The 21,733-nt window shown below is 67.8% G+C and carries 23 protein-coding genes and 1 riboswitch; of the genes, 19 read left to right on the forward strand and 4 right to left on the reverse strand.

The genetic code is table 11. From position 1 onward, the window contains the following. Position 1: 1 nt before the first annotated feature. Genes ACK8OU_RS01390 through ACK8OU_RS01405 form a run of 4 tightly spaced genes read left to right on the forward strand, consistent with a single transcriptional unit; the run spans position 2 to position 3,462 of the window. The gene (locus ACK8OU_RS01390) at positions 2 to 1,969 is read left to right on the forward strand and encodes a nitric oxide reductase activation protein NorD (protein WP_410301548.1); all 1,968 of its coding nucleotides are present in this window, start codon (positions 2 to 4) and stop codon (positions 1,967 to 1,969) included. After that, the gene (locus tag ACK8OU_RS01395) at positions 1,969 to 2,526 is read left to right on the forward strand and encodes a cytochrome c oxidase subunit 3 (protein WP_410301549.1); all 558 of its coding nucleotides are present in this window, start codon (positions 1,969 to 1,971) and stop codon (positions 2,524 to 2,526) included. The genes ACK8OU_RS01390 and ACK8OU_RS01395 overlap by 1 nt, the downstream gene beginning before the upstream one ends. A 7-nt stretch (positions 2,527 to 2,533) precedes the next feature. After that, on the forward strand, positions 2,534 to 2,776 hold the full coding sequence (locus ACK8OU_RS01400; protein ID WP_410301550.1) for a cytochrome C oxidase subunit IV family protein: 243 nt from the start codon (positions 2,534 to 2,536) through the stop codon (positions 2,774 to 2,776). A 2-nt stretch (positions 2,777 to 2,778) separates the two neighbouring features. Beyond that, the gene (locus ACK8OU_RS01405; RefSeq protein ID WP_410301551.1) at positions 2,779 to 3,462 is read left to right on the forward strand and encodes an NnrU family protein; all 684 of its coding nucleotides are present in this window, start codon (positions 2,779 to 2,781) and stop codon (positions 3,460 to 3,462) included. Positions 3,463 to 3,466: 4 nt separating this feature from the next. On the opposite strand, the gene ACK8OU_RS01410 is transcribed toward ACK8OU_RS01405, so the two are convergent. The 3 genes from ACK8OU_RS01410 to ACK8OU_RS01420 all read right to left on the reverse strand — a co-directional run bounded on the left by ACK8OU_RS01410 (position 3,467) and on the right by ACK8OU_RS01420 (position 5,820). After that, positions 3,467 to 4,042: a DUF4202 domain-containing protein gene (locus ACK8OU_RS01410; RefSeq protein WP_410301995.1), complete on the reverse strand. Its 576-nt coding sequence runs from the start codon at positions 4,040 to 4,042 to the stop codon at positions 3,467 to 3,469. A 71-nt stretch (positions 4,043 to 4,113) separates the two neighbouring features. Further along, positions 4,114 to 4,815 (reverse strand): Crp/Fnr family transcriptional regulator, encoded by a 702-nt coding sequence (locus tag ACK8OU_RS01415; protein ID WP_410301552.1) that lies wholly within the window; start codon positions 4,813 to 4,815, stop codon positions 4,114 to 4,116. A 135-nt stretch (positions 4,816 to 4,950) separates the two neighbouring features. Then, positions 4,951 to 5,820: a glycosyltransferase family protein gene (locus ACK8OU_RS01420; protein ID WP_410301553.1), complete on the reverse strand. Its 870-nt coding sequence runs from the start codon at positions 5,818 to 5,820 to the stop codon at positions 4,951 to 4,953. Between the two features lie 141 nt (positions 5,821 to 5,961). On the opposite strand from ACK8OU_RS01420, the gene miaB reads away from it, so the two are divergent. The 15 genes from miaB to trpB all read left to right on the forward strand — a co-directional run bounded on the left by miaB (position 5,962) and on the right by trpB (position 20,869). Then, the gene (gene miaB / locus ACK8OU_RS01425; RefSeq protein WP_410301996.1) at positions 5,962 to 7,284 is read left to right on the forward strand and encodes a tRNA (N6-isopentenyl adenosine(37)-C2)-methylthiotransferase MiaB; all 1,323 of its coding nucleotides are present in this window, start codon (positions 5,962 to 5,964) and stop codon (positions 7,282 to 7,284) included. Between the two features lie 120 nt (positions 7,285 to 7,404). Beyond that, positions 7,405 to 8,427, forward strand: a complete 1,023-nt coding sequence (locus ACK8OU_RS01430; protein WP_410301554.1) for a PhoH family protein — start codon at positions 7,405 to 7,407, stop codon at positions 8,425 to 8,427. Then, positions 8,411 to 8,917 (forward strand): rRNA maturation RNase YbeY, encoded by a 507-nt coding sequence (gene ybeY / locus ACK8OU_RS01435; protein WP_410301997.1) that lies wholly within the window; start codon positions 8,411 to 8,413, stop codon positions 8,915 to 8,917. Before ACK8OU_RS01430 ends, ybeY begins: the two co-directional genes overlap by 17 nt. A gap of 35 nt (positions 8,918 to 8,952) precedes the next feature. Continuing rightward, entirely contained in the window at positions 8,953 to 9,855 is a 903-nt protein-coding gene (locus ACK8OU_RS01440; protein WP_410301555.1) for a hemolysin family protein, read from the forward strand. Continuing rightward, a complete protein-coding gene (lnt, locus tag ACK8OU_RS01445) occupies positions 9,852 to 11,465 on the forward strand; it encodes an apolipoprotein N-acyltransferase (protein ID WP_410301556.1) in 1,614 nt (537 codons plus the stop codon). The genes ACK8OU_RS01440 and lnt overlap by 4 nt, the downstream gene beginning before the upstream one ends. Positions 11,466 to 11,476: 11 nt before the next feature. Beyond that, positions 11,477 to 11,526, forward strand: a riboswitch (SAM-SAH riboswitch). Positions 11,527 to 11,533: 7 nt separating this feature from the next. Then, a complete protein-coding gene (gene metK / locus ACK8OU_RS01450; RefSeq protein ID WP_410301557.1) occupies positions 11,534 to 12,700 on the forward strand; it encodes a methionine adenosyltransferase in 1,167 nt (388 codons plus the stop codon). Positions 12,701 to 12,914: 214 nt separating this feature from the next. Then, positions 12,915 to 13,649 carry a tRNA (guanine(46)-N(7))-methyltransferase TrmB gene (gene trmB, locus ACK8OU_RS01455; protein ID WP_410301559.1) on the forward strand — a complete coding sequence of 245 codons (735 nt, stop codon included), beginning with the start codon at positions 12,915 to 12,917 and terminating at the stop codon, positions 13,647 to 13,649. A gap of 54 nt (positions 13,650 to 13,703) precedes the next feature. After that, entirely contained in the window at positions 13,704 to 15,050 is a 1,347-nt protein-coding gene (gene aroA / locus ACK8OU_RS01460) for a 3-phosphoshikimate 1-carboxyvinyltransferase (RefSeq protein ID WP_410301560.1), read from the forward strand. Between the two features lie 110 nt (positions 15,051 to 15,160). Continuing rightward, complete coding sequence (locus tag ACK8OU_RS01465; RefSeq protein WP_410301561.1) at positions 15,161 to 15,763, forward strand: (d)CMP kinase; 603 nt, start codon at positions 15,161 to 15,163, stop codon at positions 15,761 to 15,763. A 166-nt stretch (positions 15,764 to 15,929) separates the two neighbouring features. After that, a complete protein-coding gene (gene rpsA / locus ACK8OU_RS01470; RefSeq protein WP_410301562.1) occupies positions 15,930 to 17,615 on the forward strand; it encodes a 30S ribosomal protein S1 in 1,686 nt (561 codons plus the stop codon). Between the two features lie 271 nt (positions 17,616 to 17,886). Continuing rightward, the gene (gene ihfB, locus ACK8OU_RS01475; protein WP_410301563.1) at positions 17,887 to 18,174 is read left to right on the forward strand and encodes an integration host factor subunit beta; all 288 of its coding nucleotides are present in this window, start codon (positions 17,887 to 17,889) and stop codon (positions 18,172 to 18,174) included. Then, the gene (locus ACK8OU_RS01480) at positions 18,174 to 18,536 is read left to right on the forward strand and encodes a lipopolysaccharide assembly protein LapA domain-containing protein (RefSeq protein WP_284040767.1); all 363 of its coding nucleotides are present in this window, start codon (positions 18,174 to 18,176) and stop codon (positions 18,534 to 18,536) included. The genes ihfB and ACK8OU_RS01480 overlap by 1 nt, the downstream gene beginning before the upstream one ends. Positions 18,537 to 18,545: 9 nt before the next feature. Then, positions 18,546 to 19,184, forward strand: coding sequence for a phosphoribosylanthranilate isomerase (locus tag ACK8OU_RS01485; protein WP_410301564.1), 639 nt, complete (start codon positions 18,546 to 18,548; stop codon positions 19,182 to 19,184). Next, positions 19,181 to 19,630 carry a GNAT family N-acetyltransferase gene (locus tag ACK8OU_RS01490; RefSeq protein ID WP_410301565.1) on the forward strand — a complete coding sequence of 150 codons (450 nt, stop codon included), beginning with the start codon at positions 19,181 to 19,183 and terminating at the stop codon, positions 19,628 to 19,630. The genes ACK8OU_RS01485 and ACK8OU_RS01490 overlap by 4 nt, the downstream gene beginning before the upstream one ends. Positions 19,631 to 19,642: 12 nt before the next feature. Further along, entirely contained in the window at positions 19,643 to 20,869 is a 1,227-nt protein-coding gene (trpB, locus tag ACK8OU_RS01495; protein WP_410301566.1) for a tryptophan synthase subunit beta, read from the forward strand. A 55-nt stretch (positions 20,870 to 20,924) separates the two neighbouring features. Here trpB and ACK8OU_RS01500 read toward each other — a convergent pair whose 3' ends face one another. Beyond that, positions 20,925 to 21,719, reverse strand: a complete 795-nt coding sequence (locus tag ACK8OU_RS01500; protein WP_410301568.1) for a 2-dehydro-3-deoxygalactonokinase — start codon at positions 21,717 to 21,719, stop codon at positions 20,925 to 20,927. Positions 21,720 to 21,733 lie beyond the last annotated feature (14 nt).

Here is a 21,733-nt window from a genome sequence, read left to right on the forward strand (position 1 = left end):
GATGGCCGGGATCGATTTCGAGCCATGGGAACCCGAAGAAAGTGTCGGGAAACTGTGGCACGCTTTTGCCAGCCGTCTGGACGCCCCAAGCGTCCACGATGGAGCCCGGGTCGGCCTTTCCGAGGTTGGCGGACGGCTGGCAGTCCTGTTCCGGGGTCTTGGCGGCAATCCTGCCGTCGAGATCCGCCCCGTGGCCGAGGAAATCAGCCATCACCGCCTGTCCTGGCGGCGCAGCCTTGGCACCTATGCCGAAACCGTGCCGCGCGCCAGCTTTGACGGCGCGGCGCTGCGGCTGCCCGAAAGCCTGGCGGTGTTTCCCGCGCGCGAAGCCAATGGCGCGCTTTATCTGTGGCTGGCCGCGGCGGCCGCCCATGCCGGGGCGCCGGTGGCGCAGGCCGATCCGCTGGCCGCCGATCTGGCCGCGTTGATCGCCGCGCGCGACATGGTGGCACGCACCTTGCACGAGGCACCGGGTTTTCGCGGCCTCTATCGTGATCTTTGCGCAGCCCTTCTGGCGCTGCGCCCCGTGGAAAAACGCCCCGCGACCGAGGCCGCGGTCGAGGCGCTGGTGCGTGCGCAGCTGGGCGATCCCGCGCCGCTGCCCGATGCCGCGCAGGCGCTGCAGGCCCGGCTTGGCGCGGGCGATCCGGGCGAACAGCTGGCGGGCCTTGTGGCGCCGCGCGGCTATCGCCCGTTCCGGCCCGTGGCGCTTTGGCCCGATCTGCGCGAACTGGCCCGGTCCGAGGCCAATGCCGTGGAAACCCGCGACACCGAGGGCACGCCCGAGGAAGGCGAGGGCGCGCGCACCCACCGCGCGCGGCGCCGCAAGGCCGATCAGGCCGAACGCACCGACAGTTTCATCCTGCACAAGTTCGAGGCGATCCTGTCCTGGGCGGAATTCATCAACCTCAACCGCCGGGTCGAGGATGATGACAATGACGATGCCAGGAAGGCCGCCGACGATCAGGACGAAATCGGCCTGGGGCAGATTTCCAAGGCGCCGTCCACGCGGCTGAAGCTGCATCTGGACCTGGCGCCCGAAGATGTCGACCGCGAGGCGCTGTCGGACATCTGCACCTATCCCGAATGGGATGTGCGGTCCGGGGCCTATCTGCCGGCGCATGCGCGGGTGCTGGCCTCGGCCATCGCGCCCAGCGACGACATCGCCGCCTTCCAGGCGGATCCGGCGGCGCAAAAGCGCATCCGGGCCGTGCGCCGCCAGTTCGAGGCGCTGCGCCCGTCGCGCATCGCGGTCCCCGGCTTCACCGATGGCGATGAACTGGATACCGACCGTGCGGTGCGCGCGCGGGTCGAACTGATGGCCACGGGGCAGGGCGATGATCGCGTCTGGCGCCAGACCCGCGCGGAAAAGCGCGACCTGGCGGTGTCGATCCTGCTGGATGTGTCGCGGTCGACCGAATCGGCGGTGCCGGGGCATGGCCACGGCGGGCGCACGGTGATCGATGTCGAACGCGAGGCGCTGGCGGCGCTGGCCTGGGGGCTGCACGCCTGCGGCGATGATTTCGCGATCCACGCCTTTTCCTCGCTGAAGCGTCAGCGGGTCTTTGTGCAGACCGCCAAGGCCTTTGGCGAGCCGATGGGCGCGCCGGTCGAGGCCCGCATCGCCGCGCTGCGCCCGGGCCATTACACCCGCCTTGGCGCCGCGATCCGCCATGCCACGGCGGGGCTGACCGAACAGGCGCGCAAACGCCGGCTGTTGCTGGTGATCACCGATGGCAAGCCCAACGACCTGGACCATTATGAGGGTCGCCACGGCATCGAGGACAGCCACAAGGCCGTGCTGGAGGCACGGCGCGCGGGTCATGCCGTCTTTGGCATCACCGTTGATCGTGACGGCAAGTCGTGGTTTCCGCGCATCTTCGGGCAGGGGGGCTTTGCGCTGATCCCCGACCCCGAAAAGCTGACCCAGGCCCTGCCACAGATCTATCGCCAGCTGGTGATGGGCTGATGACACAGGCCGATCCCCCCAGCGTCTTTGACGACCTGCCCGGCGATCTGATGATCTGGGTGCTGATCGTATCCGAGCTGCTGGTCTTTGGCGCGGGGCTGGCGGCCTTTCTGGGGGTGCGGCTGACCGATCCTTCGGGCTTTGCCGCGGCGCAGGACCATCTGCACCGGGCGGGCGCGGGGGTGAACACGATCGTGCTGGTCAGCTCGGGCTGGCTGGCGGCGCTGGCGGTGGCAATGGTGCGCCGGGGCCTGGTCGCGCGGGCGCGCGGGCTTTTGGTGCTGGCGGGTGCGCTGGGGGTGGTGTTCCTGGTCGTCAAGGGCGTCGAATATGCCGACAAGGCCGCACAGGGCATCAATTTCGAAACCCATGCCTTTTTCACCTTCTACTATCTTCTGACCGGCTTTCACGCCGCCCATGTGATTGCGGGTGTGGTGATCCTGTGGTTGCTGGCGATCCGCCCCATCCCGCGCGGGGTCGAGGCGGGGGCGGCCTTCTGGCACATGGTCGATCTGGTCTGGGTGATCCTGTTTCCTGTCATCTACCTGCTGCACTGAGCCCGCCATGACCCTGACCCGCGCCTGGTTTGCCCTTCTGGCCCTGTCCGCCCTGTCCACCCTGCTGGCGATCAGCGGGCTGTCGGGGGTTGTGCTGGCGGCGGGCGTCCTGCTGCTGGCTTTTGTCAAGGCGCAGGTTATTCTGTGGCACTATCTGGAACTGGTCCACGCGCCCTTCTGGCGGCGGGGCTTTTCGATGGTGCTGGCGATCTACATGCTGATCCTGCTGGGATTGGCGGCGGCGGGGTAGCGATGGGCTGGGTGGAATATGCGCTGGCGATGGGGCTGTTTCTGGGCTCGCACCGCATTCCGGCGATGCTGGGGCTGAAGGCGCGGGTGACGGCGGTGCTGGGTCCGCGGGGCTATGTGGCCGCGTTCAGCCTGATTTCAACCGCGCTGCTGGTCTGGGTGATCGCGGCGGCGGGGCGGGCGCCCTTCGTGCCGTTGTGGGACCCTGCGATCTGGCAGCGGTGGGCGGTCAATCTGGTGATGCCGGTGGCGGTGGCGCTGGCGGTCTTTGGCACCGGCGCGCCCAATCCCTTTGCCTTTGAGGGGCGTCAGACCGGCTTTGACCCCGACCGTCCCGGCATCGCCGGGCTGACGCGTCAGCCGCTTTTATGGGCGCTGGTGTTGTGGGCGGGGGCGCATCTGCTGGCCAATGGCGATCTGGCCCATGCGATCCTGTTCGGCTTTTTCGTGGTCTTCTCGGTCCTGGGCATGCGCATGGTCGAGGCCCGGCGCCGGCGTGACATGGGCGCGGCCCGCTGGCAGGCGCTGAGCGCGCGCACCGCGCTGGTGCCGCTGGTCGCGCTGATCGCGGGGCGGTGGCGGCCACGCGGCGCGCCGCCGATGGCGCGGCTGGCGCTGACGGTGATCGCCTGGGCGGCGGTCTGGCACCTGCACGCGCCGGTGATCGGCGTGTCGCCCGCGCCCTAGCTGGCTAGGGGCGGAAACAGCTGGCGAAAGGTTCGGGCAGGTCGAATTCGGCCAGCGCGCGGGCGCGGCCCGCATCGGACATCTTGCGCGCGGTCTTGGCCACGATCTTCAACAGCCCCTCGGGGTCGCGGCCTGACGCGAAGGGGTGGAAATACCAGCGCAGGAAGGTGAAGCAGATCACATCCTCCAGCCTTTGCACCTGCGCGTCGCGTTTCAGCCCCTCTTTGCGCAGCAGCACGCGGACGCGGTCCTGATCCTGCGCCGGGTAGCCCGCATCGGCCATCAGCCCGGCCAGCCGGTCACCATGCCGCCGGCCCTGTTCGCGCCGCCAGTCCAGATAGCCCGTGCGCCCTTGGGGAAAGTCTGCGCGGGGCAGCAGCCAGCGTTCGATATGCTGGCCGCGCGCGGCGATCTGCAACACCTCATCCGTGTCGGGAAACAGGCGCGCCAGTTCCGCGCTCATCCGTTCGCCGTAAAGGGCGGCGGCGGGGCGCCCGTCTTCCTGCGTGGGGTCGGCGGCATTGGCCGCGTCGATCGCCGCCAGGACCTGATGCAGCCGCCCGGCCTGCGCCCCCGTCATCTGTGCCCCCGTCATCTGTGTCCCCGTCATCTGCCAGTCCGTCATCTGCCTGTCCGTCATCTGCCTGTCCGTCATCCGCGCCCCCAGGCCTGGGCCGGGTCTTCCTCGGCAAAGTCGCGCAGGGCGGCGATGTCGGAAATGGCGGCGACGTTCTGGCGGATCGCCACGCCCTGATCGCGCAGCTTGGCAAAGGCGCGCGACAGGCTTTCGGGCTTCATCCCCAGGCGGCCCGCGATCAGCACCTTGTCGTAGGGCAGCGTCACCTCGCAGGCGCCGTCCTGGCAGGGCGCCAGTTCCAGCAGGAATTCGGCCACGCGCTGCGCGCCGGTCTGGGCCTTCAGCGCCTCGACCTGGGTGACCAGGCTGTGCAGGTGGGCGAAGGTCGCCGACAGGATTGAAACGGCGATTTCGGGGCTTTCGCGGATCTGGCGCAACAGCGCATCGGCCTCGATCCGGATCAGCCGGCAGTCGGTGGCGGCTTCGGCGGCGACGGGATAGACGTCATGGCGAAAGGCTACCGCCTCGCCAAAGCTGCGACCGCGGGTGAAGACGCCCACCACCGCCTCGGCGCCATTGGGGGCGATGCGGTACAGCTTCACCCAGCCTTCCGCCACGATATAGATGGCGCTGGCGCGTTCGCCTTGCAGAAAGATCGTGGCGCCACGTTCGAAGTCGCGCACCCGCGCGGTGGCCAGCACCGCCTCGACCACATTGCCGGGCGCGGCGGACAACAACAGCGACTGACGCGCAAGCGCGGTATATTCCGGTTTCATTCTGTCCCTTCGGCTTCCCTTGTCTGGCGATCGTATCTTGCCGCAAAGCGCGCCCCGGGGCCAGACCTGCAAATGTCGCAGCACGGATACCCGGATCCGCCCGAAAGGATCGGGGGCGCGATCAGGCCCGCGCGATCAGAACCATTGGCCCGGCTCCATCAGGCCCAGGTCCATCAGCTGCCGGGAATGCCAGTCGAAGGGCACCGAATTGTGCCAGCGGAAATCGGCGATGTCATAGGAAGAGCCGGGGTTCAGCTTCAGCGCCTTGGCCACCCGGAATGAGGCCACCGCCGCCGTCAGGTTATGGTGCCAGGGGCAGGCGTAGGTGTTATATTCCTCGATGTTGAACGTGTAGTCGGGCCGCAGCACCAGCCCCTGCCGGGCGCGAAACAGCGCGATGCGGTCGATCTTGCGCCGGTGCGCGGGCACATGTTCCTCAAAGCGCCAGCGCAGCCCGCCAAAGAAATCCAGCTGCCGTTCCTTTGGCTGGCCGGTGGCCGGATCGGTCCGCGCCAGCGCGAAATAGCCCGCCCGGTCCAGCATCGCATCGGCCAGGCTGACCGCATCGCGGTGTTGCGCCAGGTCGGGGGCATACAGGTCGACGACATGGCACAGCATCGCATCGCGGCGTTCTTCGGCGTGAAAGGCCAGCAGTTCGCGCACGTTGCGGGTTTCGCAGAAGGGGTGGAACAGATATTCGGCATTGTAGCCGTAATAGAGCCAGGTGGTGGGCGCACAGGCCGGAATCAGCGCATTGACCGCGTCCACCAGCGCATCGGGGCGGTGCACATCGTGGTGGATGCGGTGGATCCTGGCGGTCAGATCGGGGGGCAGCCGCACTTCGGGCGGGGCCAGCGCCAGCACCGCGCGAAAGCCCGCCTTCAGGTGGTGGCGCAGCGTGCTTTCCGCCTCGATCAGGTCTTCGATCAGGATCAGCGCGACCGGGCCATTGGCCAGCACCGCCCGGCCCTGATCCAGAAATGCCCGCAGCGACGCGTAATCCATGATACCCCCTAAGCACGCGCAAGCCCGAAACACGCGCAAGATTGCGCGAGGCGGGGCCGAATGCAAGCCGGCGCGCTTGTCGGGCGGGGGTGTTTCGGGCTATCAGGCGGCGATTGCAAAAGGGATGGCCCGATGGCGGACGTGACCGAGCCGAAAAAGCTCCATATCAAGACCTATGGCTGTCAGATGAATGTCTATGACAGCGAGCGCATGGCCGAGGCGATGGGCGCGGAAGGCTATGTCCTGACCGAGGACGCGGCCGAGGCCGACATGGTCCTGCTGAACACCTGCCACATCCGCGAAAAGGCCGCCGAAAAGGTCTATTCCGATCTGGGCCGCCTGCGCCCGCTGAAAAATGCCAGGCCCGACCTGAAGATCGGCGTGGCCGGCTGTGTGGCCCAGGCCGAGGGCGAGGAAATCCTGCGCCGGATGCCGCTGGTCGATCTGGTCGTCGGGTCGCAATCCTATCACCGGCTGCCCGCGATGGTGCGCGCGGTCGAGGCGGGGGAAAAGCCCGTCGATACCGACTTCCCGGCCGAGGACAAGTTCGACCACCTGCCCGAACGCCCCGCCAGCGCACGGCCCACCGCCTTTCTGACGGTGCAGGAAGGCTGTGACAAGTTCTGCGCCTTCTGCGTCGTGCCCTACACCCGCGGGGCCGAGGTCAGCCGCCCCGCCGCCCGCATCCTGACCGAGGCGCGCAAGCTGGTGGCCAGGGGTGTCAAGGAAATCACCCTGCTGGGCCAGAATGTGAACGGCTATCACGGCGCGGGCGAGGGTGGCGACTGGGGCCTGGGCCGTCTGGTGCGCGAACTGGCCCGGATCGAGGGGCTGGAACGTATCCGCTACACCACCTCGCATCCCAATGACATGAGCGATGATCTGATCGCAGCCCATGCCGAGGAAGCCAGGCTGATGCCCTATCTGCACCTGCCGGTGCAGTCCGGGTCCGACCGCATCCTGAAGGCGATGAACCGCCGCCACACCGCCGAGGACTACCTGCGCCTGATCGAACGCATCCGCGCCGCGCGCCCCGACATGATGATGTCGGGCGATTTCATCGTGGGCTTCCCCGGCGAAACCGATGCCGATTTCGAGGCGACGATGGATCTGGTGCGGGCGGTCAACTATGGCATGGCCTACAGCTTCAAATATTCCGCCCGCCCCGGCACCCCCGCCGCGGACCGCGCACCCGTCGCCCCCGAGATCGCCGATGACCGGCTGCAGCGGCTGCAGGCGCTGATCACCCGGCAGCAGCGCGCGGCGCAGGCCGCGATGGTCGGGCGCGAGGTGGGCGTGCTGTTCGAAAAACCCGGCCGCCTGCCGGGCCAGTGGGTTGGCAAGTCCGACTATCTGCACGCGGTCCACGTCAAGGCCGAGGGGCTGGCGCCCGGAACGCTGGCGCGGGTGCGCATCACCGCCAGCGCGCCCAATTCGCTGGCCGGCGAACTGATCGCGGGCTGATCGGGGCGGGTTTCTTGTCACTTTGGTGAAATTACGCCCGCCACACACGCAACTGTGAACCAAGGCTTGCGTAGAATCCCAAGCGGGGGCACCATATCTGCGGCAACCTTGCTTTGGGAGATGCTTTTGGGCTTTAGCGCGATCACCCCCCCGCCTCGTTCCCAGGATGCGCATGAAACGCTGCTGGAATTCCCTGACAACCGGCTTCTGATCGGGCTTTGCGGCGAATTCGACCGCAATCTGGCGCAGATCGAGCACAAGCTTTCGGTTCACATCCTGCGACGGGGCAACCAGCTGGCCGTGGTCGGCACGCCCGAGGCGCAGGCCCGGGCGGCAACCGTTCTGGGCCAGCTTTACGGGCGGCTGGAACAGGGGCGGCCGGTCAATGCCGAGGAAATCGACGCTGCGATCCGTATGGGCGATCTGGGCCAGGATGCCGTGCCGCTGGATGAACAGCTGGAAATGTTCGCCGCCGGTCATTACGAAATCCGCACCCGCAAGAAGCAGGTCGAACCCCGGACCGACGCGCAAAAGGCCTATGTGCGCCATCTGTTCGAAAACGAGCTGGCCTTTGGCATCGGGCCTGCAGGCACCGGCAAGACCTATCTGGCGGTGGCCGTGGGCGTGACCATGCTGATCGGCGGCCATGTCGACAAGATCATCCTGTCGCGCCCCGCCGTCGAGGCGGGCGAGCGTCTGGGCTTTCTGCCCGGCGACATGAAGGAAAAGGTCGATCCCTACATGCAGCCGCTTTATGACGCGCTGAACGACTTTCTGCCTGCCAAGCAGCTGGCCAAGCTGATGGAGGAAAAGCGCATCGAGATCGCGCCCTTGGCCTTCATGCGGGGCCGCACGCTGGCCAATGCCTTTGTCGTGCTGGATGAAGCGCAGAACGCCACCACCATGCAGATGAAGATGTTCCTGACCCGTCTGGGGCAGGGTTCACGCATGGTGATCACCGGCGACCGCAGCCAGGTCGACCTGCCGCGCGGCGTGGCCTCGGGGCTGGCCGACGCGGAACGCATCCTGACCGGGGTGAGGGGCGTCAGCTTCAATTACTTTACCGCCGCCGATGTGGTGCGCCATCCCCTTGTCGCGCGCATCATCGAGGCCTATGACCGCGCCGATGGAGATGCTGGTTGATACATTGATCGAGGCGCCCGGCTGGGACGGGATCGACCTTGCCGGGCTGGGCGAACGCGCGGGGCGCGCGGTTCTGGCCGATCTGGGGCTGGATGCGGCGGGCTTTGAAATCTGCCTGATGGGCTGCGATGACGCGCGCATCGCGGAACTGAACGCCGATTTCCGTGGCAAGCCGCAGCCCACCAACGTGCTGTCCTGGCCGTCCGGGGAACGCGGTGCGGCGGTCGATGGCGATGCGCCCGACCGCCCCGAGCCGGGCACGGCGATGATGCCCGAAACACTGGGCGATATCGCGATCGCCTATGAAACCTGCATGCGCGAGGCTGCCGGACAGGGTAAGGATTTCGAAAGCCATGTGATGCACCTTCTGGTGCATGGCACCTTGCATCTTCTGGGCTATGATCACATCCGCGATGGCGATGCCGCCTTGATGGAGGCTGCCGAAATTCGCATCCTTGACCGGATGGGGATCGCAAACCCATATGACTGAGGCCGCGCAACGCGGTTCTGATTTGGAAAGGACTGATGGCACAATCTGTTGACGGCTCTGCCGCCACCGCCCCCGAGCCGCCCTCGGGCAGCGATGAGGCGGACAGTTCGCCCGAACCCGGCGCATCGCGCGGGTTCTTTGGCCGTATTCTGGATGCGCTGAGCCCATCCGAAGGCGATGGGGCCGTCCCGCCCCCCGCCGCCCCGCCCGTGCCGGCTTTGCCGGGCCTGGGCAATCTGCGCCGCATGCGCGTGGGCGATGTCGCCATCCCCAAGGTGGAAATCGTGGCGGTCCCGGTCACCATCACCCGCGACGAGCTGGTCGAGGTGTTCCGTGCGCAGGGCTTTTCCCGCCTGCCGGTGTTCAAGGACACGCTGGATACGCCGCTGGGGCTGATCCATTTGAAGGACCTGGCGCTGGAACACGGCTTTGGCGCGGCGGGCACGGGCCGGTTTTCGGTGCGCAAGATGCTGCGCCCGCTGCTGTATGTGCCGCCCTCGATGCCGATCGGGGTGCTGTTGCAGAAGATGCAGGCGCAGCGCACGCATATGGCGCTGGTGATCGACGAATATGGCGGGGTCGACGGGCTGGTCACGCTGGAGGATCTGATTGAACAGGTCATCGGCGAGATCGAGGATGAACATGACGAGGCCGAGGGCGGTTTCTGGGCACAGGAAAAGCCCGGCCAGTATCTGGTGCAGGCCCGCGCGCCGCTGGATGATTTCGAATCCGAGATCGGCATGAAGCTGGCCGATGCCGAACAGGATGAGGAAATCGATTCGCTGGGCGGTCTGGTCTTCATGCAGATAGGCCGCGTGCCCGCGCGCGGCGAGGTGATCGTGGCGGCCAATGGCGTCGAATTCGAGATCGTCGATGCCGACCCGCGGCGGATCAAGCGGCTTCGGGTGCGGCTGCCGGGCGTGGCGCCGGCCGAATGATCGGCGGAATGATCGCGGGGCTGGGTCGTTATTTTCGCGCCCCGGCGCGCCCGACCGCGCGGGCGCTGGTGCTTGCGGCGGCCCTGGGTGCGGGCGTGGCCGCGGGGCAGGCGCCGCTGGGCTGGTGGTTCGTGGCGCTGCCCGCGCTGGCGGGCCTGATCGCATGGGTTCTGCCTGTGCAGGGGGCGGGCGCGCCTTCGGCGGCGCAGGCGGCCTGGGCGGGCTGGGCCGCGGGCTTTGGCTATGCGCTGGCCGCGATGTTCTGGATTGTGGAACCCTTTCTGGTGGACCCTTGGGCGCATGGTTGGATGGCGCCCTTCGCGCTGGTGCTGATGGCGGCGGGGATGGGGGTGTTCTGGGCGCTGGGCACGGGGCTGGGCGCGGCGCTGGCGCACAGGCCGGTGGCGCGGGCCCTGGGAATCGCGGCGGGGCTGGCGCTGTCGGATCTGTTGCGCAGCTATCTGTTCACGGGCTTTCCCTGGGTGCTGCTGGGCCATGTCTGGGTCGGCACCCCTGTGGCGCAGGCGGCGGCGGTGGTGGGCCCGGTGGGCCTGTCGCTGGTGACGGCGCTGTTGGGGGCGGGGCTGGCGCTGGCTTGGCCCGGCGCGGGGGCCGGACGCGCGGTCTTGCGGCGGATGGGACCGCCTGTGCTGGCGCTTGTGGCGCTGGCGGGGTTGTGGGCGGGGGGGGCGGCGCGTCTGGCCGCGCCCGAGCCTGCGCGCGACGCCCCGGTCCGGCTGCGGCTGGTGCAGCCCAATGCGCCGCAGCATCTGAAATGGCATCCCGATTACCGGCTGGATTATTTCTACCGCCATCTTGACCTGACCGCCGCGCCCGGCGATGCGCCCGCCGACCTGGTGATCTGGCCCGAAACGGCGGTGCCTTTCCTGCTGGATCGTCCCGGCGACGGGCTGGCGATGATCGCCGGGGCCGCGGGCGGCGTGCCCGTGGCGCTGGGCGTGCAGCGCGCCGAGGGCCTGCGCTATTTCAACAGCCTGGCGGTGATCGGCGCCGATGCGCGCCCCGGCGCGGTCTATGACAAGTTCCACCTTGTGCCCTTTGGCGAATATATCCCCTTTGGCGATGCGCTGGCGCGTCTGGGCCTGCGCGCCTTTGCCGCGCAAGAGGGCAATGGCTATACCCCCGGGCCGGGCGCGCGGGTGCTGGATCTGGGTCCCCTGGGCCGGGTGCAGCCGCTGATCTGCTATGAGGCGGTCTTTCCCCAGGATCTGCGCGCGGCGCCCGAACGGCCCGACTGGCTGATGCAGGTCACCAATGACGCCTGGTTCGGCAATCTGTCCGGCCCCTGGCAGCATTTGGCCCAGGCACGGCTGCGTGCGATCGAGACGGGGCTGCCGCTGGCGCGCGCGGCCAATACCGGCGTGTCGGCGGTGATCGACGGGCGCGGCCGGGTGGTGGCGGCGCTGGGGCTGGATCAGGCGGGTGTGGTCGATGCCGAGCTGCCCGCGGCCCTGCCGGTCACGCCCTACTGGATCTGGGGCGACGGGCCGGTGGCGGGCGCGATCCTGGCGCTGGTCGCCGGGCTTGCGCTGCACGGACGCAGGGCGCGACGGTCAAAAGCCATTGACCCGCGCGGGGGCGCGGTCTAGGCAGGCGCAACGAACCGTCACAACGGCTTCCTGGCGTGACGGGGATCATATCAATGGAGCACTTCCCGATGACACGACAGAATTACATCTTCACCTCCGAGTCCGTCTCGGAGGGGCATCCCGACAAGGTCTGCGACCGGATTTCCGATGCGGTGCTGGACGCGCTGCTGACCGAGGAACCCAATGCCCGCGTCGCTTGTGAAACCTTCGCCACGACAAACCGTGTCATCGTGGGCGGCGAGGTCGGGCTGTCCGGCGCGGCGGCGCTGGATGCCTTCATGGGCCGGGTCGAGGGGATCGTGCGCGATTGTGTGCGCGACATCGGCTACGAACAGGACGAATTCCACTGGAACACGCTGAACGTGCAGAACTTTCTGCACCGCCAGTCGGCCCATATCGCGCAGGGCGTCGACAAGGACGGGGCGGGCGACCAGGGCATCATGTTCGGCTATGCGACCGATGAGACGCCCGAACTGATGCCCGCGCCGATCCAGTATGCCCATGCGATCCTGCGTCGCCTGGCCGAGGTGCGCAAATCCGGCGAACAGCCGACGCTGCGTCCCGATGCGAAATCCCAGCTTTCGGTGCGCTATGAGGGCGGCCGCCCGGTCGGGGTCAGCTCGATCGTGCTGTCCACCCAGCATGCCGATGCCCGCCAGACCAGCGCCGACATCCGCGCCATCGTCGAACCCTATATCCGCGAGGTCCTGCCCGAGGGCTGGATCACCGGCCAGACCGAATGGTGGGTCAACCCCACCGGCACCTTCGTGATCGGCGGGCCGGACGGGGATGCGGGGCTGACCGGGCGCAAGATCATCGTGGACACCTATGGCGGCGCGGCACCGCACGGGGGCGGGGCGTTTTCCGGCAAGGACCCGACCAAGGTGGACCGCTCGGCCGCCTATGCGGCGCGCTATCTGGCCAAGAACGTGGTCGCGGCGGGGCTGGCGCGCAAATGCGTGATCCAGCTGTCCTATGCGATCGGCGTAGCCAGGCCGCTGTCGATCTATGCCGATACGCAAGGCACGGGCGTGGTGCCCGATGCCGAGATCGAACGGGTCGTTGCGCAATGCATGGACCTGACGCCGCGTGGCATCCGCACCCATCTGGATCTGTGCCGTCCGATCTATGCCCGCACCGCGGCCTATGGCCATTTCGGTCGCGCGCCCGAGGCCGATGGCGGTTTCAGCTGGGAACGCACCGATCTGACCGAGGTGCTGAAAAAGGCGATTTGATCGCAGATGTGCCGGACCTGGCCCGGCAAACGGGGGCGCGCCGATGGCGCGCCCCCGTGCGTCGCCGGCGGTGCCGGGGCCTGCCCGGTCGCGGGCGGGTGGGGCGGATGCCTCCGGCGGAGGTATTTGGGGCAAGATGAAAGGGCCGCCGCGCCGGGTCTGTCGGCGGCTTGGTCTTGACCTTGGGCCGGCAGGGGCGCTAGAGCCCGCGGCCATGAGCGAGAACACCCCCAAACCCGAGACCGGGCCCGATGCCGGCCCCGAATGGCGCAATTTCTATGGGCGCCGGTCGGGCAAGACCATGCGCCCCAGCCAGAAGGCCTATCTGTCCGAGGATCTGGAGACGCTGCGCCCGCGCGGAATTTCGCGCGAGGAAAACCCTGCGCGCGAGATCATCGACCCGGCCACGATCTTTGGCAACGACCATCCGGTCTGGCTTGAGATCGGCTTTGGCGGGGGCGAGCATCTGGTGCATATGGCGGCCCGCTATCCGGGGATCAACATCATCGGCTGCGAGCCCTTTATCAACGGCGTGGCGATGCTGTTGGGCAAGATCCGGGCGGCGGGGGTGACGAATCTGGCGGTGCATCCGGGCGATGCGCGCGATCTGATGGATGTGTTGCCCGAGGGCTGTATCGCGAAGGCCTTCCTGAACTATCCCGATCCCTGGCCCAAGCGCCGCCACCACCGGCGCCGGTTCGTGACGCAGGATCATCTGGTGCCGCTGGCGCGCTGCATGGCGCGGGGGGCCGAATTCCGCGTGGCGACCGACATTCCCGATTACATGCGCCAGGCCTTGTGCGAGGTGCCGAAGGCGGGCTTTGCGCTGGTGGCCCATTCCGGTGCGCCCTGGGATGACTGGATTTCCACCCGCTATGAACGAAAGGCCCTGCGTGAAGGCCGGGTGCCCGATTACGCGACCTTTGTCCGGATCGGCGGCCAAGAGTGATTTACGCCCCCCAAGCCTTGGGCTAACAGGGAAGCGACCAAGAGGGAGGCACCCATGTCCGGCCACGGCGATCCGATTCCGATGATGTCCCGCAGGGGCGGGCCGCTGCGCGGCGTGGCCGAGGTTCCGGGCGACAAGTCGATCTCGCACCGGGCGCTGATCCTGGGCGCGCTGTCGGTCGGCGAGACGCGGATCACCGGCCTGCTGGAAGGCCAGGACGTGCTGGACACCGCCAAGGCGATGCGCGCCTTCGGGGCCGAGGTCACGCGGGTGGTCCCCGGCGAATGGGTGGTGCAGGGCGTGGGCGTGGGCGGCTTTGCCGAACCCGCCGATGTGATCGATTGCGGCAATTCGGGCACGGGCGTGCGGCTGATCATGGGCTGCATGGCGACCTCGGCGATCAGCGCGACCTTTACGGGCGACGCATCCTTGCGCAAGCGGCCGATGGGGCGGGTGACCGATCCGCTGGCGCTGTTCGGGGCGCGGGCCTATGGGCGCGCGGGCGGGCGGCTGCCGATGACGGTGGTGGGCGCGGCGGACCCGGTGCCGGTGCGCTACGCGGTGCCGATGCCCTCGGCGCAGGTCAAATCGGCGGTGTTGCTGGCGGGGCTGAACGCGCCGGGCCAGACCGTGGTGATCGAGAAGGAAGCGACGCGCGATCATACCGAACGCATGCTGCGTGGCTTTGGTGCGGAACTGAGCGTTGAGGAAACGCCCGAGGGCCGTGTCATCACGCTGCAGGGCCAGCCCGATCTGCGCGGGCAGGTGGTGGCGGTGCCGCGCGATCCGTCCTCGGCCGCCTTTCCGGTCTGCGCGGCGCTGATCGTGCCGGGCTCGGACATCCTTGTGCCGGGCGTCAGCCAGAACCCCACGCGCAACGGCCTGTTCACCACGCTGGTCGAGATGGGCGCCGACATAACCTTTGAAAACCCGCGCGAGGAGGGCGGTGAGCCGGTGGCCGACCTGCGCGTGCGCCATTCGGCGTTGACGGGGATCGAGGTGCCGGCCGAGCGCGCGGCCTCGATGATCGACGAATATCCGGTGCTGGCGGTGGTTGCCGCCTGTGCCAGCGGCACTACGGTGATGCGCGGGGTCAAGGAGCTGCGCGTGAAGGAAAGCGACCGGATCGACGCGATGGCGCGCGGGCTTGAAGCCTGCGGCCTGCGGGTCGAGGAAGATCCAGACACGCTGATCGTGCATGGCCTGGGTCCCGATGGCGTGCCGGGCGGCGCCACCTGCGCCACCCATATCGACCATCGCATCGCCATGAGCTTTCTGGTGCTGGGGCTGGTGTCGCAGGGGCCGATCACGGTCGATGACGGTTCGCCCATCGCGACCTCGTTCCCGACGTTCGAAGGCCTGATGGCGGGCCTGGGCGCGCGGATCGAACGGCGCCCCTGAGGCAGGGTGCGGGAGCCTCCGGCGGAGGTATTTGGAGCAAGATGAAAATGCTGTTTCTTCTTGGCAAAAATACTCAGGACGCAGCGGCGGCCTGAAGCACGGGGGCGGGGATGCGGTTCACGGTAGCCATCGACGGGCCGGCGGCGGCGGGCAAGGGCACGATCAGCCGGGCGCTGGCCGCGCGGTTCGGGTTTGCGCATCTGGATACGGGGCTGCTGTATCGTGCGGTGGGCGCGCTTGTGGCCGAGGGCGCCGATCCGGTCGCGGCGGCGCGGGGGCTTTCGGCGGCGGATCTGGCGCGTGCGGATCTGCGCAGCCTGGCCGCGGGCGAGGCGGCCTCGAAAGTCGCGGTGATGCCCGAGGTGCGCGCGGCGCTTGTGGATTTTCAGCGTCGCTTTGCCCGGGGCCAGGGCGGTGCGGTGCTGGACGGGCGCGACATCGGCACGGTGATCTGCCCCGAGGCCGAGGTGAAGCTGTTCGTGACCGCCAGCGCGCCGGTGCGCGCGCACCGGCGCTGGCTGGAGGTCGGCGGGGATGAGGCCGAGGTGCTGGCTCAGGTCATCGCGCGCGACCGGCGCGACAGTGACCGCGCCACCGCGCCGATGCGGCCGGCCGGGGATGCGGTGGTGATCGACACCTCGGAGATGGGGATCGACGAGGCGGTCGAGCATGCGACCGCGGTGATCCGCCAAAAGCTGCCGCAGGCGGGCTGAAACCGGGGGCTGTGCGATTCCATGCTTGCCGGGTCGGGGATTCGTCCCTATACGGACCCGGTCCGAAGGGCCCGGCGTTGCCGTGGCCCGGTCGTGGCATTGCAACGAAAGACCGGCGGAGCCAACCGCATGGCCTGTGAAACACACGCAAAGGAAACTGACACGCATGTGCGCTAAAGCGACTATGGAAGAATTCGAGGCCCTTCTGAACGAGAGCCTGGAAATCGACACGCCGAACGAAGGTTCGGTGGTCAAGGGCAAGGTCATCGCCATCGAGGCGGGCCAGGCCATCATCGACGTCGGCTACAAGATGGAAGGCCGCGTCGATCTGAAGGAATTCGCCAATCCCGGCGAGGCCCCCGCGATCGCCGTTGGCGATGAGGTCGAGGTTTACCTGGACCGCGTCGAAAACGCGCGTGGCGAGGCTGTCATCAGCCGTGAGAAGGCCCGCCGCGAGGAAGCCTGGGACCGTCTGGAAAAAGCCTATGCCAGCGAAGAGCGCGTCGATGGCGCCATCTTCGGCCGCGTCAAGGGTGGCTTCACCGTCGATCTGGGCGGCGCCGTGGCCTTCCTGCCGGGCAGCCAGGTTGACGTGCGTCCCGTGCGCGATGCGGGCCCCCTGATGGGGCTGAAGCAGCCGTTCCAGATCCTGAAGATGGACCGTCGCCGTGGCAATATCGTCGTGTCGCGCCGTGCGATCCTGGAAGAAAGCCGCGCCGAACAGCGCGCCGAAGTCATCGGCAACCTGTCCGAAGGTCAGGTTGTGGATGGTGTGGTCAAGAACATCACCGAATACGGCGCCTTCGTTGATCTGGGCGGTGTCGACGGCCTGCTGCACGTCACCGACATGGCCTGGCGCCGCGTCAACCACCCGTCCGAGATCCTGTCGATCGGCGAGACCGTCAAGGTTCAGGTCGTCAAGATCAACAAGGAAACCCACCGCATCAGCCTGGGCATGAAGCAGCTGCAGAACGATCCGTGGGATTCGGTGGAACGGTCCTACCCGATCGGTTCGGTCCACAAGGGCCGCGTGACCAACATCACCGATTACGGCGCCTTCGTCGAACTGGAAGCCGGTGTCGAGGGTCTGGTTCACGTCAGCGAAATGTCCTGGACCAAGAAGAACGTGCACCCCGGCAAGATCGTTTCGACCAGCCAGGAAGTCGACGTCATGGTGCTGGAGATCGACACCGCCAAGCGCCGTGTGTCGCTGGGTCTCAAGCAGACCATGCGCAACCCGTGGGAAGTGTTCTCGGAAACGCATCCGGTCGGCACCGTCATCGAGGGCGAAGTCAAGAACATCACCGAATTCGGTCTGTTCATCGGCCTGGAAAACGACATCGACGGCATGGTTCACCTGTCCGACCTGTCGTGGGAACAGCGTGGCGAGGATGCGATCCAGAACTACCGCAAGGGCGATGTGGTCAAGGCCGTCGTCACCGAGGTCGATGTCGAGAAGGAACGCATCTCGCTGTCGATCAAGTCGCTGGATGCCGACAACTTCTCGGATGCGGTTGACGGCGTGAAGCGCGGTTCGGTGATCACGGTCGAAGTGACCGCGATCGAGGATGGCGGCATCGAGGTCGAATACAACGGCATGAAGTCCTTCATCCGTCGTTCGGACCTGTCGCGCGACCGTGCCGACCAGCGCCCCGAGCGTTTCCAGGTTGGTGACAAGGTCGACGTGCGCGTGACCAATGTCGATGCCAAGACCCGCCGTCTGGGCCTGTCGATCAAGGCGCGCGAGATCGCCGAAGAGAAAGAGGCCGTGGAACAGTACGGTTCTTCCGACTCGGGTGCCTCGCTGGGCGATATCCTGGGCGCCGCGCTGAAAGGCTCGGGCGACCGCTAAGCCTGTGGGGCCGCCGCTGTGGTGGCCCTGATCTTCCGACGGCCCCGCCCCCGTGGCGGGGCCGTTTTCGTTGCCCCGATTCGCCCCCTTGGCGCGGTTTGCCGCCCGCAGGGCCGGCGCGCTATGCGCAAAAAACCCGTCCCCCTGCGAAGGAGTGGCGGAAATCCGCTTTATTCCAAGCCTTTGCTGTTTGTGCCGCGCGATTTTCTGCCTATAGTCGGGCAGATAACGCCCGGGGGATCGCCCGGGGGACTCTGGGGGGATTTGCCACATGATCCGATCGGAACTGATCGCCAAGATCGCCGAAGAAAACCCGCATCTGTTCCAGCGCGACGTCGAAAAGATCGTGAACACGATCTTTGAGGAAATCGTCGAGGCCATGGCCCGGGGCGACCGGGTGGAACTGCGTGGGTTCGGGGCGTTCTCGGTCAAGAAACGTGACGCGCGCACGGGCCGCAACCCGCGCACCGGCGACACGGTCGAGGTTGAGGAAAAGCACGTTCCCTTCTTCAAGACCGGCAAGCTGCTGCGTGACCGGCTGAACGGTGAGGACGGCTGATGATCCGCGCCCTGCGCTACCTGTTCCTGGCCGCGCTTGCGGTGGTGATGATCGCGTTGGCGCTGTCGAATCGCGCGCCGGTGGAATTGCGCGCGCTGCCGCCCGAGGCCGGTGCCTTCCTGGGCGTCGACTGGGCGGTGCAGGTGCCGCTGTTCCTGGTGATTCTGGGCGGGGTGTTGCTGGGGCTGCTGATCGGCTTTGTCTGGGAATGGATGCGCGAACACCGCCTGCGGGCCGAAGCCGCCCAGACCCGTCGCGAGGCGGAGCGCCTGTCGCGTGAGGTGAAGAAGCTGCGCCAGGATACGCAGGGCCCCCAGGATGATGTACTGGCGCTTCTGGATAATTCGGCGCGCAAGGCCTAGATCGGGGCCATGACCATCCGTGTGAAAATCTGCGGGCTGACCGAGCCCTCTGCCATCGCCGCGGCCGTCGCGGCGGGGGCGGCCTATCTGGGCTTTGTCTTTTTCCCGAAATCGCCGCGCAACCTGACCATCGCGCAGGCCCGCGCGCTGGCGCTGGAGGTGCCGGTGGGCGTGGCCAAGGTGGCGTTGGTCGTCGATGCCGATGACGCCACGATCGGGGCGATCCTGGATCAGGTGCCCATCGACATGCTGCAACTGCATGGCCACGAAAGCCCCGATCGCGTCGCCCAGGTGCGCGCCCGGTTCGGGTTGCCGGTGATGAAGGCGGTGGGCATTGCCGAAGCCGCCGATCTGGACCGGCTGCCCGCCTATGAGGCGGTGGCCGATCAGATCCTGGTCGATGCCAAGGCCCCCAAGGGGGCGGCGCTGCCTGGCGGCAACGGGCTGGCCTTTGACTGGCGGCTGATCGCGGGGCGGACATGGGACAAGCCCTGGATGCTGGCGGGCGGGCTGACGCCGGACAATGTCGCTGCGGCGGTGCGGCTGACGGGCGCGCGGCAGGTGGATGTGTCGTCGGGCGTGGAAAGCGCGCCGGGGGTCAAGGACGGCGCGCTGATCCGCGCCTTTGTCGCGGCGGCGTCGGCATGATCCGCTGGCGCGCGGCCAGCGCGGATGATGTGCCCGCGGTTGTGGCGCTGCTGGCCGATGACATGCTGGGCCAGGCGCGCGAGGGGACGGATCTGGCCCCCTATCACGCCGCCTTTGCCGCGATGCGGGCCGAAGGTGCCAATCATCTGATCGTGGCCGAGGATGCGGCGGGCCGGATCGTGGCGACCTATCAGATCACCTTCATTTCGGGGCTGTCGCTGCGCGCCGCGCGCCGGGCGCAGCTGGAATCGCTGCGGGTGGCGGCGGACCTGCGGGGGCAGGGCGTCGGTGCGGCGCTGATCGCCGATGCCGAGGCCCGCGCCCGCGCCGCCGGCTGCCGGCTGCTGCAACTGACCACCAACAAGGCGCGTGCCCGCGCGCAGGATTTCTACACGCGGCTTGGCTTTACCCCGAGCCATATTGGCTTTAAACGCGATCTGGACTGACAGGGGACCAGCATGGCCGAAGATTTTATCAATTCCTTCCAGACCGGGCCGGATGAGAACGGCCGCTTCGGCATCTTTGGCGGGCGGTTCGTGTCCGAAACGCTGATGCCGCTGATCCTGGAGCTTGAGGCGCAGTATGAACACGCCAAGACCGATGCCAGCTTCTGGGCGCAGATGGACGATCTGTGGAAACATTACGTCGGCCGCCCCAGCCCGCTGTATCACGCCGAGCGCCTGACCGAACATCTGGGCGGCGCCAGGATCTACCTCAAGCGCGATGAGCTGAACCACACCGGCGCGCACAAGATCAACAACGTGCTGGGCCAGATCCTGCTGGCGATGCGGATGGGCAAGACCCGCATCATCGCGGAAACCGGCGCGGGCCAGCATGGCGTGGCGACCGCCACCGTCTGCGCGCGGTTCGGGCTGAAATGCGTGGTCTATATGGGGGCGACCGATGTGGAACGCCAGGCGCCCAACGTCTTTCGCATGCGGCTGCTGGGCGCCGAGGTGGTGCCGGTCACGTCGGGCCGGGGCACGCTGAAGGATGCGATGAACGATGCCTTGCGCGACTGGGTGACCAATGTGCGCGACACCTTCTATTGCATCGGCACGGTCGCGGGGCCGCATCCTTACCCCGCGATGGTGCGCGATTTTCAGTCGATCATCGGCAAGGAAACCCGCGAACAGATCCTGGAACGCGAAGGCCGCCTGCCCGATACGATCATTGCCGCGATCGGCGGCGGGTCGAACGCGATGGGCCTGTTCTACCCGTTCCTGGACGACGCCTCGGTGCGCATCATCGGGGTTGAGGCCGGGGGCAGGGGTGTCAACGAAAAGATGGAACATTGCGCCAGCCTGACCGGCGGGCGTCCGGGTGTGCTGCATGGCAACCGCACCTATCTGCTGCAGGATGACGATGGCCAGATCCTGGAAGGCCATTCGATTTCCGCGGGCCTTGATTATCCCGGGATCGGGCCGGAACATGCCTGGCTGCATGACATGGGCCGGGCGGAATATGTCGCCATCACCGATACCGAGGCGCTTGAGGCGTTTCAGCTGTGCTGCGCGCTGGAAGGGATTATCCCCGCGCTGGAACCCAGCCATGCGCTGGCCCATGTCATCAAGATCGCGCCCGACCTGCCCAAGGATCACCTGCTGGTGATGAACATGTGTGGCCGCGGCGACAAGGACATCTTCACCGTCGCCCGTCATCTGGGCTTTGACATGAAGGCCTGAGCGCAGGAAGGCCTGAGCGCAGGTTTGTCCCTGCGGCGGGCGCGTCTGGCGCCCGTCACGCCCCGGCGCGGGGTAAAATCCGCGCCAGCCCCGCGACCAGCGCCGCATCGCCATCGCCTGCCACGGCGGCCACGCCCTGTGCGGCCAGCGCGGCGGCGTACAGCCCCGGCCAGTCGCCCCGGCCCAGCACCCGAACCGGCTGGCCCAGCCACCAGGGCCGGGTCGCGGCCAGCGCGGCGCCGATCAGGCTGCCTGCCTGGGTGGCGGCGCTGGCCTCGGGCGCGCCCAGATGGCGCAGCATCCGTTCGGGGCGCGACAGGGTGTCGGACAGGGCGGTCAGAAATTGCGGGTCATCGGGGGCGGGCGCGGTCAGGCCAAAGGCCGTGGCCAGCGTGGCATCGGCGGTGGCAACCGCGCTGACGACTTCGCCTGCGCTGATCTGCGCCCAGATGCAGCGCGGCCCCGGCAGGCAGATCACCCCGTCAAAGCCCGGATCGGCGGCCAGCACCCCGCCGATCCGCGCGGTGGCGGCGGCGGGCAGGGCCAGGGGCGGATTTGTCTGCATCAGCCCCGGCAGATGGGTGACACCGGCGGCATCGGGGCGCGGCAGGTCGGGCGCCTGCGGCAGGGGCGGGCAGGGCAGGGCACGCGGTGCCGGATGGTCCAGCCCCGCCGCCGCCGCCGGCAGGCCCCCCAGGCCGGGGTTGCCGCGCCAGCCTGCGATACGCGCCGGGGCCTCGGCCAGGGGGGCATGCCAGTCCTGCCGGATCCGGCCCGCCGCATCCACGCCAAAGGCGCGCAGATCGGCCCCCTCTGCCGCCAGCGCGATCCAGGAAATTGTGCTGTTCATGGCGCCTATCCCGT

Origin of the sequence: Pontitalea aquivivens, assembly GCF_046507575.1 — a bacterium.
GTDB classification, from domain to species: Bacteria; Pseudomonadota; Alphaproteobacteria; order Rhodobacterales; family Rhodobacteraceae; genus Pontitalea; species Pontitalea aquivivens.